Below are 16376 nucleotides of genomic sequence, written 5' to 3'. Positions count from 1 at the left end.
GTTCAGGCACCAAACCGCGCGCGCAGTTCGTTCTTCAGCACCTTCCCGGTGAGGTTTCGCGGCAGCGCTTCCACCAATTCAAGTCGCTCGGGGTATTTGTGGCGACTCAAGCCTTTGCCCTCGCAATGCTCCGCCAATGTGTCGATGGTGACATCACTTCCGGGTTCAGCGACCACGATCGCGCAAACACGTTCGCCCGTACGAGGATCCGGGACACCGATGACCGCGACGTCCGCGACGGCCCGATGCGTGGCCAGTACGCCCTCGATCTCAAGCGCCGAGATGTTCTCCGCATTGCGGATGATCGCGTCCTTGATACGACCGGTGACCACGACGTTTCCGTCGGCGTCAATGCGGCCCCGATCGCCGCTGCGGAACCAGCCTTCGGCATCGAATGCGTCGGCGTTCAGGTCTTCATCGACATAGCCCAGGAAGCATTGCGGTCCTTTGAGCCGCAGTTCGCCCTCCTCTCCCGCTTCGACTTCGCGTCCGAAATCGTCGACGACACGGACGGATACGCCGGCTACCGGGCGGCCTACCGTATGGTCGAGCACCTCCGGCGCTCCGTCCGGCGGTGGTGAGGTCACGACTGGAAATTCGGTCAGCCCCCAGGCGTTCGCCACTCCGGCGACCGAAAACGTCTCGCGGACTTGGCGTCCCAGTTCGGCAGTGATCGGCGCCCCACCGCCCACACAACCGCGCAGATCGGGGAAGAGCGGATCAGCGCCGTGCTCTCGCTGTGCTGCCATGAAGGCGACAAAGAACGGTGTAGCCGAGCCCAGCATCGTCGGCCGGTGCGCAGCGATCGCCTTCGGGGTGAGCACCGGATCGAACTCGTCGAACAGCACCAGTCGCATGCCGGTCAGCAGGCTCGCTGCCAACATCGCCGCACCGCCGATGTGTGACACCGGAAACGCGATCGGATTGACGTCGTCGCTGGATGCACCGAACATTCCCACCACCCCGGCCGAGCCTGCGATCACCGACCGATCGCAATGCCGGACGCCTTTCGGCGCCGCGGTGGTACCCGACGAGTAGTAAACCCACCGTGGCAGCGTCTCCGAGGTAGGAGGTGCGGGCAGCGATGCGGGATCGACTGCAGGAAGTCGAAGGCCCTCACCGACACGGGCCGCATGATCAATGACCAAAACCGTCATCGGCTGCTCTCGTGCCAGCGCGTCGGCCAGTGCGACATGGTCGAACCCACGCCACGAACCTGGCACGATGATCACCTCGGTGCCGAGTTGCACTGTCGCGAAGCGGACTTCACTCTCGCGCCAGATCGGCAGGATGGGATTTTGCACGGCGCCGAGGCGGGTCAGCGCCACCATGACGACCATCGTCTCGAGCGTGGTCGGCAGCTGCCAGGACACCACAGTTCCGTCGCGAATCCCGCGCTGCGCCAACGCCGCCGCGGTGCGCTCCGCCGCATCGCGCAACTCTGCATTTGTCAGGCTCCGGCCGTAATCGTCGACGAGCACGATTCGCTCTGGATGCGCGCGGGCCGCTTCTTCAACCAAGCCCCAATAGGTTCCGGTCATCAGCCGCTCGGAAGCAACAACCGACGTTTGGCGAGGATGTTGCGCATCATTTCGTTGCTTCCGCCGGAAATCGTATACGCGCGCGACCACAGCCAGCATTCTCGTAGACGTTGTTTGGCCTGCTCGATACTCGGGTCGGCGCCCATCGTGCATACCGTCGCGGCGAGCTCGGCGCCGTACACCGAAACCCGGTGATACGTCTCGGCAAAGCTGAGCTTGGCGATCGAACCGTCACCCGGCTTCTCGGCGCCGACGACGAGACGATCGACATGATCGTCGATAAAAGCTTTCGCCACCTCGACTTCGACGGCCAACTCGGCGACTGCCTGCCGGATGTCATCGTGCTCGAACGCCGGGATCCCGTCGAGGGTGGCATTGCGCGTCACCGTCACCAGGTCATCGATCAGCAGCTCGAGCAGAATGACGTTTCCGCCGATGCCGAAGCGTTCGAAGTCCAAGCCCGCCATGATGATCGACCACCCTTGGCCGGGCCTGCCGATCAGGCTCATCGCGGGCACCGTTACGCCGCCGAGGAAAACTTCGTTCACCTCGACCGCCTCGTTGATGGTCCGGATCGGACGGACCTCGACGCCAGGCGTTGACATTGGGACCGCGAACACCGAGAGGCCTTGGTGGCGCGATGAATTCGGGTCGGTACGGATGAGCGCCAACCCCATGTCGGCCCAGTGCCCGTCGGTGATCCAAATCTTTTGGCCGTCGATCACCCACGTTCCGTCGGGTTGCTCGACCGCCCTGCTGCGCACTGCGGCGATATCGCTGCCTGCATCGGGCTCGCTGAGCAACTGACACCAGATGTGCTCGCTGCGGCGGATCGGCGGCAGCCATGCGGCCTTCTGCTCGTCCGACCCGAAGTGCAGCAGCACGTGGGCCGCAAGGTTGACCTGGTCGACGGGTCGCGGAGCACGGGCACGCAGGAGTTCCTCGCTGAGGATCCGGTCATGCAGCGGGTGGTGGTCGGCGCGTCCGCCGTGCTCGGCGGGCCAGTCGGCGCCGAGGAAGCCGGCGTCGAACAACGTGGCGAACCACTTCCGCAATTGCCCTTCCTGCTCAGGGTTTTCCGGCGCCCGGCGTCCTTCCTGCGCGGCGAATGGAGGTGCGTGTTCGGCGATATGCGCCCTGACCCGGTGCCTGTACTCGGTCAGCTGCGCTTCGCTGGGCCGGGCGGGCGCGGCGCTCACCAACCCGACCTCTCCGCGAGTAACGCACGACTGGAGCGAGCCGTGCCGAGCAGATAGCCGTTCGTAAATACCCGGCGCAACTCGTGGTGCAAGGGGTACTCCCAGGTGAATCCGATACCGCCCGAGAGCTGCATGCACTCGTCGACGGCGGCGGCTGCATTCGCGGCGACGAATGCGTGCGCCGCGGCGGACAACGCGATGGCGACGTCTGAAATTTCGTCGGCCTCGAGGGCACGGGCGGCCTTCATGATGACCGCGCGTGCCTTCGCCTCGAAGACCAATAGATCCACTAGCCGGTGTTGCACCGCCTGGAAACTCGCGATCGGCACACCGAAGGCGATGCGCCCCTTCAGGTATGCGACCAGCCGCTCGAATGTGGTCGAAAACGCTCCCAGCGAATCCGCGCTGAGCAGAACCCTCGCGACCGCGAGCAACCGATCCGCTTGTTCGGGTCCACCGATCAGCACGCTCGCGGCCCCGGAAAGGTCAAAGCGCCATGCTGCCCGGCTGACATCCAACAACTCGTCATCTCGGCGCCTCGGCATTGAGGCCGACACCTCAAACAGATGGATTCCGTTGCGCCCCAGTGTGACCAAGAGGTCGATGACATCGCCGCTCGCCACCCGTACCGTGTCGCCCGCCAGCGCGCAGCCGGCCGTCGTGGTCCCGTCGAGCATCGCCTGCAACCATCGATCGCGCAGCTCGGCGGGCGCCGAGGCCAACGCCGCGGCAGATAGCACACAACCGAACCACGCCGACGAGTTTCGCGCGCGGCCGAGCTCTTCCGCAACGACTGTCGTCTCCACAGGACGCCATCCGCTGCCGCCGAGATCTTCCTTGACGAGCAGCCCGGTCCAATCCATGGCCGCGAGCTCTTTGACCGAATCCTGCGCGATCCGTCCGCTCAGGAAATCGCGCGCCGTTTCGCGCAACAGACCGAGGTCGACGCCATCCTCGTCCGCATTACCCATCGAGTCCTAGCTCCGCCCTATCAACTGATTCGCATTGTCGCGCATGATTCGCTTCTTGGCGGCGTCGTCGAGCGGATCGAGCAACTTGACGAAGTCAGCCGGCTCGGCCAACCCTTCTGCATGCGGGTAGTCGGAGCCCATCACGAGACAGTCGTCGTAGCCCAAGCTGCTGACGATCGCAGGCGTATCGTCTTCGGGGTACGGCACAACTCGAACGTGCTGCCGGAAGATGGCAGACGGCTTTTCCGTCAGTTTCCCGCCGATCCACGGGCCGTTTCGGCCCATGCCGCGGCTCTTGTCCATGTGTTTCGTGAAGAAGGGCACCCACTCTGCACCGTGTTCGGCTACCAGCACGTTCAACCCGGGAAAGCGGCCGAAGAGGTTGTCGAAGATCAGCGCCGAGAGGGTGTCCTCGATCGGGCGTTGGCCGTAGACGTTCATCCACTGCCAGGCAGACATGTGCCACGAGGCCGGATCTGCGCAGTGCCCCCAGGCAGGTGAGATCGCATCGAAGTACCAGAAGGGCATGATGTGGAACACCAGGACACAGCCGGCTTCCTGAAGTCGCGCGTAAATCGGGTCAAAGTAGGGATCCCCCGGAGATCGGCCGTATGCCGGGCCCGTCGGCAGCAGGACAAACTTCGCACCCTGCGCGATCAATTCGTCGGTTTCGGCGACGGCTGAGTCTAGGTCGCGAAGTGAAAGCAGCCCGGTCGCGTAGATACGGTCCTGGTAGTTGAAGCCCCATTCCTCGTCGAACCATCGGTTGAACGAACGAAGATTCGCGTATAGCGCGGGCGTGTCGTCAACGTAGTGCTCGGCAGACAGCGCCATGCCGCTCGGATAGATGACCATCCGCTCGACGTTCTGCTTTTCCATTACCGCGAGCCGGGCTGAACGCTCGATGTATTCGGGCTGCATGGGCTGCGGCTCGTAGGACTCCTCCGGGTTGCCGGATCCCATCTGCCTGAGCATCTCTTTCAACGATCCAGGGCGGTATGCGACGTCCAGACCCAGGCCCCCTTCACTGTTGAAGGTCGCGACGCGGTGGCCGGCGAGAATTACCTCGACCCCGTCGGCTCCGCGCACGGTGGTGATCGCCCGATCCTGGAACTCCTTGGGCAGGTAGCGGGTAAACGCATCACGCGTCTCGTAGCAATGGGTGTCGCAGTCGAAGATCCCGTACTCGAGTTTCGTCGTCACCACGCGGCTCCTTCGTGCGAGAATGGTGATTCTCCTATTTCAGAAAAGATACTATCCTTTCCCGGCAATGCCTATCCCGGGTCGGGCGGGCAGACCCACACCAAAGGAATCCGCGATGAGTGAAGCCGACGAACTCCGCCGGTCGATGCGGGAGTTCCTGGCGGTCGCTTCGACGTCCGCCCGGGTGCGCGACCTGATGTCCACCACGGCGGGATACGACGAATCGGTGTGGCATCAAATGGCCCGTGAAATGGGACTGCACGGCATCGCGGTCCCAGGAGAGTTCGGCGGGGCAGGTGCGACGCTGTCCGAACTCGCGGTCGTGTTCGAGGAGATGGGCGCCGCGCTGTTGTGCGCGCCGTTCTTCTCCACCGTCGCACTCGCCACCCAAGCGATTCTTTGCAGCGGCGACAACGCCGCGATGGCTGATTACCTACCGCGTTTCGTCGACGGATCCACCACCGCGACGGTGATCCTCAACGGCCGCCTCGATGCGTGGGATCCGGACGCCGTCGCGCTGACGGCACGTGCCGACCGCACCGGTCATCGGATCCGGGGCGATGCCGATCTCGTTCTCGACGGCAATACCGCCGATGTTGTTCTCGCCGCGGCGAATACGAGGGCGGGCATATCGCTGTTCGCGGTCGCGGCGGACGCCGAGGGGCTGACTCGTGAGCCGCTCGCCACGCTCGACCGCACGCGCAAGGTCGCGCGTCTGCGGTTCGACGATGTCCCCGCCCGGTTGATCGGAATAGATGGAGCCGCGGCCCCTGGCCTGGCCCGCACGTGCGACCTCGCGATCGCCGCGCTGGCCGCCGAGCAGGTTGGCTCCGCCCAACGCTGCCTCGACATGGCAGTGGGCTATGCCAAGGAGCGGGTCCAGTTCGGGCGGGCCATTGGCAGCTTCCAGGCGGTCAAGCACCGGTGCGCGGACATGCTGGTGCTCGTCGAGGGTGCCCGCTCTGCCGCCGTTCACGCTGCGGAATCCGCCGACCGCAACGACCTGCCAGTTGCAGCGTCAGTGGCGAAGATGGCCTGCTCGGAAGCCTTTCTGCAAGTCGCCTTGGACAACATGCGAATCCACGGCGGCATCGGGTTCACCTGGGAACACGACGCACACCTCTACGTTCGGCGCGCCAAGGCCACCGAGTTGATCTTCGGCAGCCCCGATCACCACGCGCAACGCCTAGCAGCCCTGGCGACAACATGAAAGGACGAATGTGACCATCTCGTACTCCCTCGAACTGCCCACCCAGCGGGTGGACGCGGTGTCCGAATTCGTCACCGCAGAAGCGATCTCCGAAATCGCGGGCGTCGGCGAGGCGAGCGGATTCGCCGCCGTACACGTCACCGACCACCCCGCCCCCGACGCGAAATGGCTCGACCATGGCGGACACCACGCCCTGGACCCGTTCGTCGCCCTCGCGTTCGCGGCAGCCGCCACCACGGACACCAGGTTGCTCACCAACGTCTACATCGCCGCCTACCGGAACCCATTCCTGGGCGCGAAGTCGATCCAGAGCCTGGACGTCCTGTCCGGCGGCCGGCTGATACTCGGCACCGCCGCGGGCTACCTCAAACCCGAGTTCAACGCGCTGGGAGTAGATTTCGAAAACCGCGGGGCGTTGCTGGACGAGGCGCTGGACGTTCTCGAAAAGGTGCTTACCGGTGAGGATGTCGCCTACGAGGGCACCTCGTTCGCCGCTCGAGGTGTGCGCCTGTATCCGGTACCGGCGACTCCGCCACCGATCTGGGTTGGCGGAAACAGCAAGCCCGCGGTACGCCGTGCAGTTGCCCGCGCGCAGGGCTGGGCACCTTTCAACACATTCGGCTACGCGGCCGCGTCACGGACCGCTGAGATCTCGACGCTTGAGGGATTGGCGTCGGCCATCGACTGGGCCAAGAGTTATGCGGCCGAGATCGGCCGTACCGAACCGCTGGACATCTGCTTCTCGGCAGGCAACCTGCTCGACGACAGCAGGTCGACCGACGAACGGCACGCCACCATCGCACAGCTGGAAGCGATGGGCGTGACCTGGCTGACCATCGCACCGCGAGGCGCCACCCGAGCCGAATACATCGACCGCGCGCGCGGTTTCGCAACGGAGTTCATCGCATAACGCTGTCGGCTGCAAAGGCGTCCACAGTGATTCGTCGATGCGCGAACAACCACCGACCGTTCAGCGGTACGAGGACGTCGCGATAGCGTCCCCAGTGGTCGACGCCTCTGTCGGTGTGAACGGCGAAATAGCTGCTGACCTCAACCCGATCCCTGGCTACAGACCCGAAGCGGATGCTCGAAACGTGATGACGCACAAGCGTTGGCGCTTGTCTCTCCGGTCCGGGATTCTTGGACATGGCAACGCCGAGCCCCGACTCGATCTCGGCGGGACCGGTGAGCGGTTGCGCTCCGCCGGTGAACTCGAGGGTGCCGTCCGCCGCGAAGCAGGCGGCGAGACCGCGCAGGTCAAACCGATCGGTGGCAGCGGTGTAGTCGGCGATGGTCTGGCGTACCGACTCACGGATGCCGAGCTCCCAGACCTCCATTTATCCTCCCTGGGAAAGCTGACTGGAAATCGTGTTCTCACACACGATAACGTTTATTCTCATGCCGCAACCCAGCCTGCTTGATCTGTTGACCCCCGCCACAACCGCCCTGGTCACCCAGGAATGTCAGGGCGGTGTGATCGGCCCCCAGGCCGGTCTGCCCATGTTGGCCGAGGAAGCCAGCCGGGAGACGATCCCTAACATTGTCCGGCTTCTCGATGCGGCTCGGGCGGCAGGCGTTACGGTCGTGCACTGCCTTATGCAGAAGCGCCCAGACAACCGCGGGTCCAATAGCAATGCCAGGCTGTTCATGGCGGGGAAGTCATTCGCCGCCGATTTGACTCCGGGCAGCCCCGGCGCCTCGGTACTACCTGAGTTCGGCCCGGAGCCAAGCGATCTGGTCCTTACCCGTACGCACGGCGTCGGACCGATGACGGGTACCGACCTTGACTCCGTACTCCGCAACCTCCGAATCAGGACCATTGTGGGCGTGGGCGTCTCGGTCAACATCGCGATCCAGAACTTTGTGATGGACGCCGTCAATCGCAGCTATCAGTTCGTGCTTCCGCGCGATGCGGTATGTGGCTACCCCCGCGACTACGCGGAATCGATCATCGACAACACGTTGACGCTGCTGAGCACGGTCACCACTACCGAAGCCGTCGTGAAGGCCTGGCAAAGAACTCGCCGGAGGTAGCCCCGCATAGCTGTGGCGGAGCGTTGGTGATAACGTCATTTCCACCTAGCGTAAACGGTCATATTCGCTGCCCTGGAGGGATCAGTCACATGTCTACCCGGTCCTTGCCCTACCCGGTCTTCGACATCGACAACCACATGTACGAGACGAGGGACGCGCTCACCAAGTACCTACCCAAAGAGCACCGCGGCAAGGTCGGCTACGTCGAGGTCAACGGACGGCCCAAGCTCGTCGTCAAGGACCACATCAGCCACATGATCCCCAACCCGACATTCGAGCGGGTGGCCCGGCCGGGAAGCGCCGAGGACTACTTCTTGGGCAACAATCCAGAGGGCCTGAATTTCCGCGAATTCATCGGTGAAGCAATGGATGTCATCCCCGCCTACCAGGCCCCGGCTCCCAGATTGGAGCTGATGGACGAACTCGGTATAGATCAGTGCGTCATGTATCCCACCCTCGCCAGCCTCATCGAGGAGCGCACTACCGACGACGTCGTCCTCACCCACGCAATCATCCATGCGCTGAACGAGTGGATGCACGAACACTGGACGTTCAACTACCACGACCGCATCTTCGCGACACCCGTCGTTTGCCTGCCGCTCGTCGACGAAGCCATCAAGGAGCTGCACTGGTGCCTCGAACGGGGAATGAAAACGTTCCTGGTTCGCCCGGCTCCGGTGCCCAGCCGCTTCGGCGGCTCGCGATCGATGGGTCTGCCCGAATTCGACCCGTTCTGGGAAGAAGTCGTCAAGGCCGGCATTCCGGTGACCATGCACGCGTCGGACAGCGGATACCAGAAGCACCTCATGGAGTGGGAAGGCGGCGACGAATACCTCTCGTTCAAGCCGAGCGCACTGCGCGAGGTGGTCATGGGGCACCGCGCCATCGAGGACACCTTGGCCGCAATGATCTGCCACGGTGCGCTGTCGCGGTTCCCCGACCTGAAGATCTTTTGCGTCGAGAACGGCAGCGGTTGGGTGCGCAATCTTCTCGAACAACTCAACACCGCGTACAAAATCATGCCCAAGGAGTTCGACGAGCATCCTGTCGAGGTGTTCAAACGCAACATCTACATCCACCCGTTCCTCGAGGACGACGTCAAGGGGATCGTCGACATCATGGGTGAGGATCACGTGATGTTCGGTTCCGACTTTCCCCACCCCGAGGGCATCGGCGATCCGTTGAGTTTTGTTGACCGGCTCGACGGCATCTCCGACGTCGCGAAGGCGAAGATCATGGGCGGCAACGCCATTGAGCAATTGGGGCTCAAGGTCCCGGCATGACGCAGGTCTCTCCGACCGTCTACGAAGGCGTCTCCGGCTTCGAATCGCACGTCGGCGAACACCTTGGCTACAGCGGGTGGCACCAGGTCACTCAGAAGGAAATCGATCTATTCGCCGAGGCGACCGGCGACCGCCAGTGGATTCATGTCGACGCGGAGCGGGCGGCCAAGGGTCCGTACGGTAGGACGATCGCGCACGGATATCTCACGCTGTCACTGGTTCCCATTCTCGTGCAACAAATTTACCGGGTTTCGGGGCTGTCGATGCAGGTCAACTACGGCTCCGACAGGCTTCGCTTCCCTGCCCCGGTACCGGTGGACTCGCGCATCCGCGCCGGCGCCGAACTGATCAAGGTGGAACGCACCGACACGGGCGGCCGGGCCACCGTGCGAGTCACCGTCGAGGTTGAGGGATCCGACCGACCGGCCTGCGTGGTCGACACCATCGCGGCAATGGTCGATGACTGAAGCTACGCGTTCAGCAGCCGTTCGCCGATAATCTGCTCGTCACGCAGCTTCGTCAGCTCCTCATCCGACAGACCGAGCGCCGCCAGCACCTCGCCATTGTGTTGCCCGAGCGTCGGCGATGGCGCGCGGTGATGCCGCAGGGGTCCCGGCGTTATCCGAAATGGCCAGCCCGGGAACCTCTGTCGCCCGGCGAGCCGATGCTCAAGCTCCTCGTAGAAGCCGCGCGCCCCGAGCTGGTCGACGTCGTACATCCGGTCCGCGGTGAGGATCCGCTCCGCGGGGACACCACGGCGAAGGAGCGTCTCGGCGATCTCGTCGGGCGGTCGACACGCCGCCCATCCGGACAGCACCTCGTCGAGAACGTCGTGATTGTGCAGCCGTGCCTGTGGTGAGGCGAACCGCGGGTCGTCGAGCAGTTCGGGCCGGCCGATCACGTCGACGACGGCGGCCCAGTCGGAGTCGTCACGCACCGAGATGGCCACCCACTCATCGTCGCCACTGGCCGGGTAGACGCCTTGTGCGTAGTTGCGGTGGCGGTTGCCTTCCCGCTCGTACGCCTGGCCCGTGAGCGAGTATTCGATGACCGGCTCGGCAGTCACCGCGGCACCGACCTCGATCTGTGCGACCTCGATCAGTTGGCCTTCACCGGTTCTGCGCTTGTGCTCGAGCGCGGCCAGTAGTGCGACGGTCGCGTGTACGCCGACGATCGGATCGGCAGGCCCCTGCAGGTTGCACGGTGGACCGTCGGGGTAACCGGTGGCCGCCGACATCCCCGATATCTGCTCGAAGTTCAGTGCCCATCCGACGTAGTCGCGCCACGGACCCTCGAGCCCGAGGCCCGGCATGCGGACCATGATGACGTCCGGATTCACCTTCGCCAGCGAGGCGTAGTCCAAACCGAACTGCTCCACCACGCGCGGCGAGAAGTTCTCCACCACGACATCTGCCTCGGCGGCGAGCTTGAGGGCTAATTCGCGGCCGGATTCGGTGCTGAGATTCAACGTGATATCGCGCTTGTTGAGGTTGGTGCCCTGCCACATCGGTCCTATCTCGTACCAGTCATCGGTGCTGCGCAGCAGCGAGCCCGAGTACCGGTGACCGTCCGGACGTTGGATCGACTCGACCTTGACGACATCGGCGCCGAAGGCACCCAGGTAGCAGGTGAGGTAGGCGCCGGACCAGAATGTGCTCAGGTCGAAAACCTTGAGATCTGCGAATGGCAGTGTCACATCGTCAACTGCGGATGCGGCCGGCTTCGTCCGTCGATCGTGGGATGAAGCTGCCGCTCGATCGCCCAGCCGTGGCGCTGGTTTCGGTGGCTCAACCGGCGTGCGGGCCAACCTGAACGGTGCGCCCGGCCGGAGGAAACGTTGGCCTCCCGCTTCGCTTTCGATGAAGAACCCCCGCTCGCGGTACTGGGGACAGTCGAGGATGGATGCTCCATCGTTGACCGGCGCCGCGGGAATTCGCATCGCCTGGCTCAACTCGACCAGATCGGCCACGGTCATCGAATCGAGCCAGGGCTGCGCCTTCGCGAAGAACTCCGCGCGTTCGGGGCCGCCCAGCATGATGGCTATTTGGTGATCGCCGAATTCCGGCAGTCCTACCATCGCGCAGACGTCCAGCCAGTGCTGCCCCGTCAAGCAGTTGATCCCGATCCACCCGTCCGCGGCGCGTACTATGCCGAGCATCGGACCCGCCTTTGAATTCGCCGGAAGACCAAGGCTTTTCAAACGTTCAGCCATCAGCATCGGATACGCCAAGGTTGACACGAGTGACTCGAACGCAGAGACATCGACCTCGATCACCCGATCAAGACCGGCATCCGCGACCCGCAGGGCCGTCAGGGCCCCGAGCGCGGCGTAGCTGCCGGCGATGTACTCGGGGATACGGACGCCGGCCTGTACCGGCGCCCGGCCGAGTTCGCGAGTGTTGACCCACCCCGACGCGGCCTGCAGGGTCAGCGACGTCGACTGGCGGTTCCGGCGTGGGCCCTTTTGGCCGTAGTCGGAGATCCGGACGACAACGAGATTCGGATTGAGGCGTTGGAGAGTTTCGCGATCGAGCCCCCCGTTCAACCTGTCGGCTGATCCGACCGGCAGATCCTCGACCACCACATCTGCTTGAGCGATGACGTCAGAAAGCGCCTTGGGATGTGATTCGAGATCGATTGTCAGCCCGTGCTTTCCGGCGTTCAAATACTCAAACAATCCGCTGGACGAGCCCCAGCTTCGCAGCGGATCGCCCGCCGGCGACTCGACCTTGTACACGTCGGCGCCGAGATCGACGAGCAGTTTCGTGCAATACGGCGCCGAAATGTCGGTCCCTACCTCGACGACCCGCAGTCCCGATAGGGATCCGGTCACGCGGGCACTCCGATCGCCTTGGGTTCCATGTATGCCCGCAGGCCCATCACGCCGCCTTCGCGGCCGATTCCGCTCTGCTTGAAACCGCCGAACGGCGCGTCGCCGGGTATCGTGCCGTTGATCGAGATCTGACCGGTCCTGATCCGCCGCGCAAGCCCGACCGCACGCTCGACGTCGGTACCCCAGATCGCGCCACCGAGTCCGTAGGCTGAATCGTTTGCGATGCCGACCGCTTCGTCGTCGTTGCGGTAGCGCAGTACCGTCAACACCGGGCCGAACACCTCTTCCTGCGCGATAAACGACTCGGCGCTGGCATCGGTCAAAACCGTTGGCTCGAAATAGAAACCGCGATCGAGCCCCTCCGGCCGCCCACCGCCGGCGACAATCTTCGCGCCATCGCTTTCGGCGCGGCGGACGAAACCTTCGACCCGCTCCAGGTGTTGGCGACTGATCAGCGGACCCATCCCGGTCGCCTCGTCGGTGGGGTCACCGACGGTGACGTTGCGGGCCAGCTCGGCGAGCCGATCGACGACCTCGTCGTGCAGCGTGTCCGGGACCACCAGGCGACTGTTCAGGATGCACGCCTGCCCCGCGTGCATCGTGCACCCTTCGAAGAGCAGCCGCTGGAACAATTCGTCGGTCAGGTCGACATCGTCGAGCAGGATGCTCGCCGATTTGCCGCCGCATTCGAGCAGGATCCGTTTCATTGAGGTTGCGGCGCCGGCCATCACATCGCGACCGACGGCCGAACTTCCGGTGAAGGTCACCATGTCGACCCGGGGATCGACGGTCAAGATCCTGCTGGCCTCCACACTGCCCGGGGTGACGATGTTGACCACGCCGGGTGGAATGTCGGTCTCCTCATCGATGAGCCGCGCCAGCGCGAGACCGGCCAGCGGTGTCAGCGGCGAGGGCTTGAGGACAAGGGTGTTGCCCGCGGCCAGCGCGGCACCCAGCTTCATCACGTTCAGCGTGTGCGGGAAATTCCACGGCGTCATCGCCGCGACCACACCGAGTGGCTCGTAGCGCAACAGGGTGGTCCCCGCCGCGCCCCATGCATCCATGGGCGCCTCAGCCGGCTCGAGCGCGAGTTCCGCGGCATGGCCGACCATGAACGCGGGGCCCTCCACATGGATCAGCCGCTCGTTTGCTGTGCAGCCCCACTCGGCCTGCGCCAGCGCGTAGATTTCATCGGACCGGGCGAGTAGCGCGTCGCTGAGCCGCTGGAGGCAGCGGGACCGCTCGGCTGAATCCGCCACGGCCCAAGGCCCGGAATCGAAGGCGGCACGCGCCGCACCAATGGCCTGCTCGACCTGCGCGACGCCGGCATTCGGCGCCGAGGCAATGACGTGCTCTGTCGCCGGGTTGAGTACGTCATATCTCCCGGTGTCCGGTTCGACCCAGTTGCCGTCGATATAGGCGCCATAGCTGTCGACCAGGCTCGATTCGGCCATCACATCACTGGACCTTCCCGGTTGGTCGCCGCACTGTACGGTGTCGCCCGATGCCGATGCGAACGTGTCCGACAATTCTTCAATTATGTACACCTGAGGATGCAGTGGCGTCAACGCTGTTGGCACTCAACTGGGCGAACGGTGATTGACATTCGCGGCGCTTGTCTGTAGACACAGCATTACCGGACATTCATGAATTAACTGTCCGATTTCCCGTGTGTCGAGGAAGGCCCGCAGTGCCCGCTGACTCCACCTCCAGACCAACGTCCACGCTGCCTCTGCACTCGCCGGACTTCTACGCCGGTGACCCGTATCCGGGCTATCGGGAGCTGCGCAACAGCATGCCGGTCGTCTGGAACGACGTCACGAACTTTTGGGCCCTGACCAAGTACGAGGACATCCGCCAGGTCTCCGGCCACCCGATGACGTTCACGTCGACGAGGGGCATCTCGATCCCGGATCCCGCCATGCCAAGCCCGGTGCAGGAGGGAAACCTGATCTTCACCGACCCGCCACGGCACCGGCAGCTGCGCAAGCTGATCAACTCGGGCTTCACCCGGCGGCAGGTCACGTTGCTGGAACCCAAGGTGCGCGAGATCGTCAAGGGCATCCTCGACGACGTCGACCCGGCACGGGTCTACGAGTTCGCCGAGGAGATTGCCGCGCCGCTGCCGACCCGGATGATCGCGGAGATGCTCGGCGCGCCGGCCGAGGACTGGGAGCAGTTCCGGGCATGGTCGGACGCGGCGGTGGGTACCGCCGATCCCGACATCGAGCTGGACAACATGGTGGCGCTTGGCGAACTTTACGAGTACTTCACCAAATTGATCGACGCGCGGCGTTCCGGCAAGGTCACCGGACAAGACGACCTGCTGTCCATCCTGGCGGCCGCCGAAGTCGATGGCGAGCGCCTCACCGATGCGGACCTGCTCAATTTCTCGTTCCTGCTGCTGGTCGCCGGCAACGAGACGACACGCAACCTGATCGCGCTGGGCACGCTGGCGCTGCTGGACCACTCCGATCAGTTCGCCTTACTTCGCTCGAAGCCCGAGCTTTTGCCGTTGGCCGTCGAAGAGATGCTGCGGTTCACCAGCCCGGTGACCCACATGGCGCGCGAAGCCACCGAGGACGTCGAGATCCGCGGCCAGAGGATCAAGGCCGGTGAAACGGTGGTCATGCTCTACGGTGCGGCCAACCGCGACGAGGAGATCTTCGGCCCCACCAGCGAGGAGTTCGACATCACCCGAAACCCGAACCCACACATCGCCTTCGGCGCCGGCGAACACGCGTGTCTCGGCGCGCAACTGGCACGGCTGGAGGCCAGGGTGATGTTCGAGGTGCTGCTGGGCACCTATCCGAGCATCGAACTGACCGGCGATGTGACGCGGCTGCGCGCCACGATGGTGCCGGGCGTCAAGCGCATGCCGGTACGGATGGGAGCCGGTGTCTGATGGATTTCGACTACACCCCCGAACAGGAACAGCTGCGCAAGGACTACCGCGAACGCCTCGAAGCCGTGATGACCCCCGAACGCCGCAAGGCGGTCGCAGGCTTGCTGGAGGGCGGGGCCGTGGTGACCGAATGTCGGCGGGCGCTCGGCGAGGCCGGGTTGCTTGGCGTCGCGTGGCCGGTCGAGTACGGCGGCAGCGGGCTGACTGCGCTCGAGCAGTACATCTTTGGCGAGGAAGCACGCCGAGTCCATGCGCCACTGCCGATGATCACGCTGAACACGGTCGGCCCCACGCTTATTCAGTATGGGACCGAGGAGCAGAAGCAGAAGTTCCTTCCCGCGATCCTCAAGGGCACCGTCGATTTCGCGATCGGTTACTCCGAGCCCGGCGCGGGAAGCGATCTGGCCTCATTGCGGACCAGCGCGGTGCGCGACGGCGACGAATTCGTGATCAACGGCTCAAAAATGTTCACCAGCGGCGCGGAATTCGCCGACTACATCTGGCTGGCGGCCCGAACCGATCCGGAAGCCAAGAAGCACAAGGGCATCACGGTATTCATCGTGCCCACCGACTCGCCCGGCTTCTCCTGGAAACCACTGCATACGATGCCCGGTGTCTCGACCTACTACACCTTCTACGACGATGTGCGCGTCCCGGAGAACGCCATCGTCCTCGGCGAGAACCAGGGCTGGAAGCTGGTCACCAACCAGCTGAACCTCGAGCGCGCCGCACTCGGCAACCTCGGTGCGCTGGAGCCGCTGTTCAGCAAGACGCTGGAATGGGCCAAGACCACAGAACTCGACGACGGGTTCGTCATCGACCAGCCCTGGGTCCAACAGGCATTGGCACGGGTGGAGGCACAGGTCGCGGCCTATCGATTGCTCAACCTGCGGGTGAACTCGAACATGAGCTCGGGTGGTCTGGGCATGGGCGAGGCCTCCGCCGCAAAGGTTTTCGGCACCGAGCTCACCCAGCAGGTGGCCCGCGAGCTGCTCGACGTGGTGGGCCAAGCCGGCCTGCGCAAGGAAACGTCGGCTCCGCTCCAGGGCGAGCTGGAGAGTGCCTACCGATTCGCCGTCATCAACACCTTCGGCGGCGGTGCCAACGAACTGCAACGCGACATCATCGCCATGGCCGGTCTCGGAATGCCACGCGCACCCCGCGACATGCGAGCCTCCTGAAAGGAGTGTCGACATC

14 protein-coding genes are annotated in these 16376 nt (G+C 64.2%); 7 read left to right on the top strand and 7 right to left on the bottom strand.

Annotation, left to right across the window (positions count from 1 at the left end; translation table 11 throughout):
* Positions 1-2: 2 nt before the first annotated feature.
* The 4 genes from AC5Y4T_RS00740 to AC5Y4T_RS00725 are packed head-to-tail and all read right to left on the bottom strand — an operon-like array spanning position 3 to position 4914.
* Complete coding sequence (locus tag AC5Y4T_RS00740; protein ID WP_499951565.1) at positions 3-1541, bottom strand: class I adenylate-forming enzyme family protein; 1539 nt, start codon at positions 1539-1541, stop codon at positions 3-5.
* Complete coding sequence (locus AC5Y4T_RS00735; protein ID WP_499951563.1) at positions 1541-2740, bottom strand: acyl-CoA dehydrogenase family protein; 1200 nt, start codon at positions 2738-2740, stop codon at positions 1541-1543. Before AC5Y4T_RS00735 ends, AC5Y4T_RS00740 begins: the two co-directional genes overlap by 1 nt.
* On the bottom strand, positions 2737-3711 hold the full coding sequence (locus tag AC5Y4T_RS00730) for an acyl-CoA dehydrogenase family protein (protein ID WP_499951562.1): 975 nt from the start codon (positions 3709-3711) through the stop codon (positions 2737-2739). Before AC5Y4T_RS00730 ends, AC5Y4T_RS00735 begins: the two co-directional genes overlap by 4 nt.
* A gap of 6 nt (positions 3712-3717) precedes the next feature.
* Positions 3718-4914, bottom strand: a complete 1197-nt coding sequence (locus tag AC5Y4T_RS00725; protein WP_499951560.1) for an amidohydrolase family protein — start codon at positions 4912-4914, stop codon at positions 3718-3720.
* Positions 4915-5029: 115 nt separating this feature from the next.
* On the opposite strand from AC5Y4T_RS00725, the gene AC5Y4T_RS00720 reads away from it, so the two are divergent.
* Both AC5Y4T_RS00720 and AC5Y4T_RS00715 read left to right on the top strand, forming a co-directional pair.
* Positions 5030-6124, top strand: coding sequence for an acyl-CoA dehydrogenase family protein (locus tag AC5Y4T_RS00720; RefSeq protein ID WP_499951558.1), 1095 nt, complete (start codon positions 5030-5032; stop codon positions 6122-6124).
* Positions 6125-6134: 10 nt separating this feature from the next.
* Entirely contained in the window at positions 6135-7034 is a 900-nt protein-coding gene (locus AC5Y4T_RS00715; RefSeq protein WP_499951556.1) for a TIGR03619 family F420-dependent LLM class oxidoreductase, read from the top strand.
* On the opposite strand, the gene AC5Y4T_RS00710 is transcribed toward AC5Y4T_RS00715, so the two are convergent.
* On the bottom strand, positions 7024-7461 hold the full coding sequence (locus tag AC5Y4T_RS00710; protein ID WP_499951555.1) for a nuclear transport factor 2 family protein: 438 nt from the start codon (positions 7459-7461) through the stop codon (positions 7024-7026). The two genes, AC5Y4T_RS00715 and AC5Y4T_RS00710, sit on opposite strands and share 11 nt — an antisense overlap.
* Positions 7462-7522: 61 nt before the next feature.
* Here AC5Y4T_RS00710 and AC5Y4T_RS00705 point away from each other — a divergent pair, with 61 nt between their 5' ends.
* The 3 genes from AC5Y4T_RS00705 (at position 7523) to AC5Y4T_RS00695 (ending at position 9908) form a co-directional block, all read left to right on the top strand.
* Complete coding sequence (locus tag AC5Y4T_RS00705) at positions 7523-8158, top strand: cysteine hydrolase family protein (RefSeq protein WP_499951553.1); 636 nt, start codon at positions 7523-7525, stop codon at positions 8156-8158.
* A gap of 89 nt (positions 8159-8247) precedes the next feature.
* Positions 8248-9441: an amidohydrolase family protein gene (locus AC5Y4T_RS00700; protein WP_499919973.1), complete on the top strand. Its 1194-nt coding sequence runs from the start codon at positions 8248-8250 to the stop codon at positions 9439-9441.
* The gene (locus AC5Y4T_RS00695) at positions 9438-9908 is read left to right on the top strand and encodes a MaoC family dehydratase (protein ID WP_499951552.1); all 471 of its coding nucleotides are present in this window, start codon (positions 9438-9440) and stop codon (positions 9906-9908) included. The genes AC5Y4T_RS00700 and AC5Y4T_RS00695 overlap by 4 nt, the downstream gene beginning before the upstream one ends.
* A gap of 2 nt (positions 9909-9910) precedes the next feature.
* Here the strand turns inward: AC5Y4T_RS00695 and AC5Y4T_RS00690 are convergent, their stop codons facing one another.
* Entirely contained in the window at positions 9911-12274 is a 2364-nt protein-coding gene (locus AC5Y4T_RS00690) for a CaiB/BaiF CoA transferase family protein (protein ID WP_499951550.1), read from the bottom strand.
* The gene (locus AC5Y4T_RS00685) at positions 12271-13728 is read right to left on the bottom strand and encodes an aldehyde dehydrogenase family protein (RefSeq protein ID WP_499951547.1); all 1458 of its coding nucleotides are present in this window, start codon (positions 13726-13728) and stop codon (positions 12271-12273) included. Before AC5Y4T_RS00685 ends, AC5Y4T_RS00690 begins: the two co-directional genes overlap by 4 nt.
* Before the next feature lie 278 nt (positions 13729-14006).
* Between AC5Y4T_RS00685 and AC5Y4T_RS00680 the strand changes: the two genes are divergently transcribed.
* Together AC5Y4T_RS00680 and AC5Y4T_RS00675 are read left to right on the top strand one after the other, a co-directional pair.
* Positions 14007-15179 (top strand): cytochrome P450, encoded by a 1173-nt coding sequence (locus tag AC5Y4T_RS00680; RefSeq protein WP_499951964.1) that lies wholly within the window; start codon positions 14007-14009, stop codon positions 15177-15179.
* Positions 15179-16360 carry an acyl-CoA dehydrogenase family protein gene (locus AC5Y4T_RS00675; RefSeq protein WP_499951545.1) on the top strand — a complete coding sequence of 394 codons (1182 nt, stop codon included), beginning with the start codon at positions 15179-15181 and terminating at the stop codon, positions 16358-16360. Before AC5Y4T_RS00680 ends, AC5Y4T_RS00675 begins: the two co-directional genes overlap by 1 nt.
* Positions 16361-16376: the final 16 nt, after the last annotated feature.

It is taken from the genome of Mycobacterium sp. NGS11 (assembly GCF_059813315.1).
This window is presented reverse-complemented; position numbering and strand designations above follow the sequence as displayed.

Excerpts from the sequence above, each read along its gene's own strand:
- AC5Y4T_RS00740 (WP_499951565.1), bottom strand. The coding sequence starts at position 1,541 with ATGACCGGAACCTATTGGGGCTTGGTTGAAGAAGCGGCCCGCGCGCAT.
- AC5Y4T_RS00720 (WP_499951558.1), top strand. The coding sequence starts at position 5,030 with ATGAGTGAAGCCGACGAACTCCGCCGGTCGATGCGGGAGTTCCTGGCG.
- AC5Y4T_RS00685 (WP_499951547.1), bottom strand. The coding sequence starts at position 13,728 with ATGGCCGAATCGAGCCTGGTCGACAGCTATGGCGCCTATATCGACGGC.
- AC5Y4T_RS00675 (WP_499951545.1), top strand. The coding sequence starts at position 15,179 with ATGGATTTCGACTACACCCCCGAACAGGAACAGCTGCGCAAGGACTAC.
- AC5Y4T_RS00695 (WP_499951552.1), top strand. The coding sequence starts at position 9,438 with ATGACGCAGGTCTCTCCGACCGTCTACGAAGGCGTCTCCGGCTTCGAA.
- AC5Y4T_RS00710 (WP_499951555.1), bottom strand. The coding sequence starts at position 7,461 with ATGGAGGTCTGGGAGCTCGGCATCCGTGAGTCGGTACGCCAGACCATC.
- AC5Y4T_RS00700 (WP_499919973.1), top strand. The coding sequence starts at position 8,248 with ATGTCTACCCGGTCCTTGCCCTACCCGGTCTTCGACATCGACAACCAC.
- AC5Y4T_RS00705 (WP_499951553.1), top strand. The coding sequence starts at position 7,523 with ATGCCGCAACCCAGCCTGCTTGATCTGTTGACCCCCGCCACAACCGCC.
- AC5Y4T_RS00730 (WP_499951562.1), bottom strand. The coding sequence starts at position 3,711 with ATGGGTAATGCGGACGAGGATGGCGTCGACCTCGGTCTGTTGCGCGAA.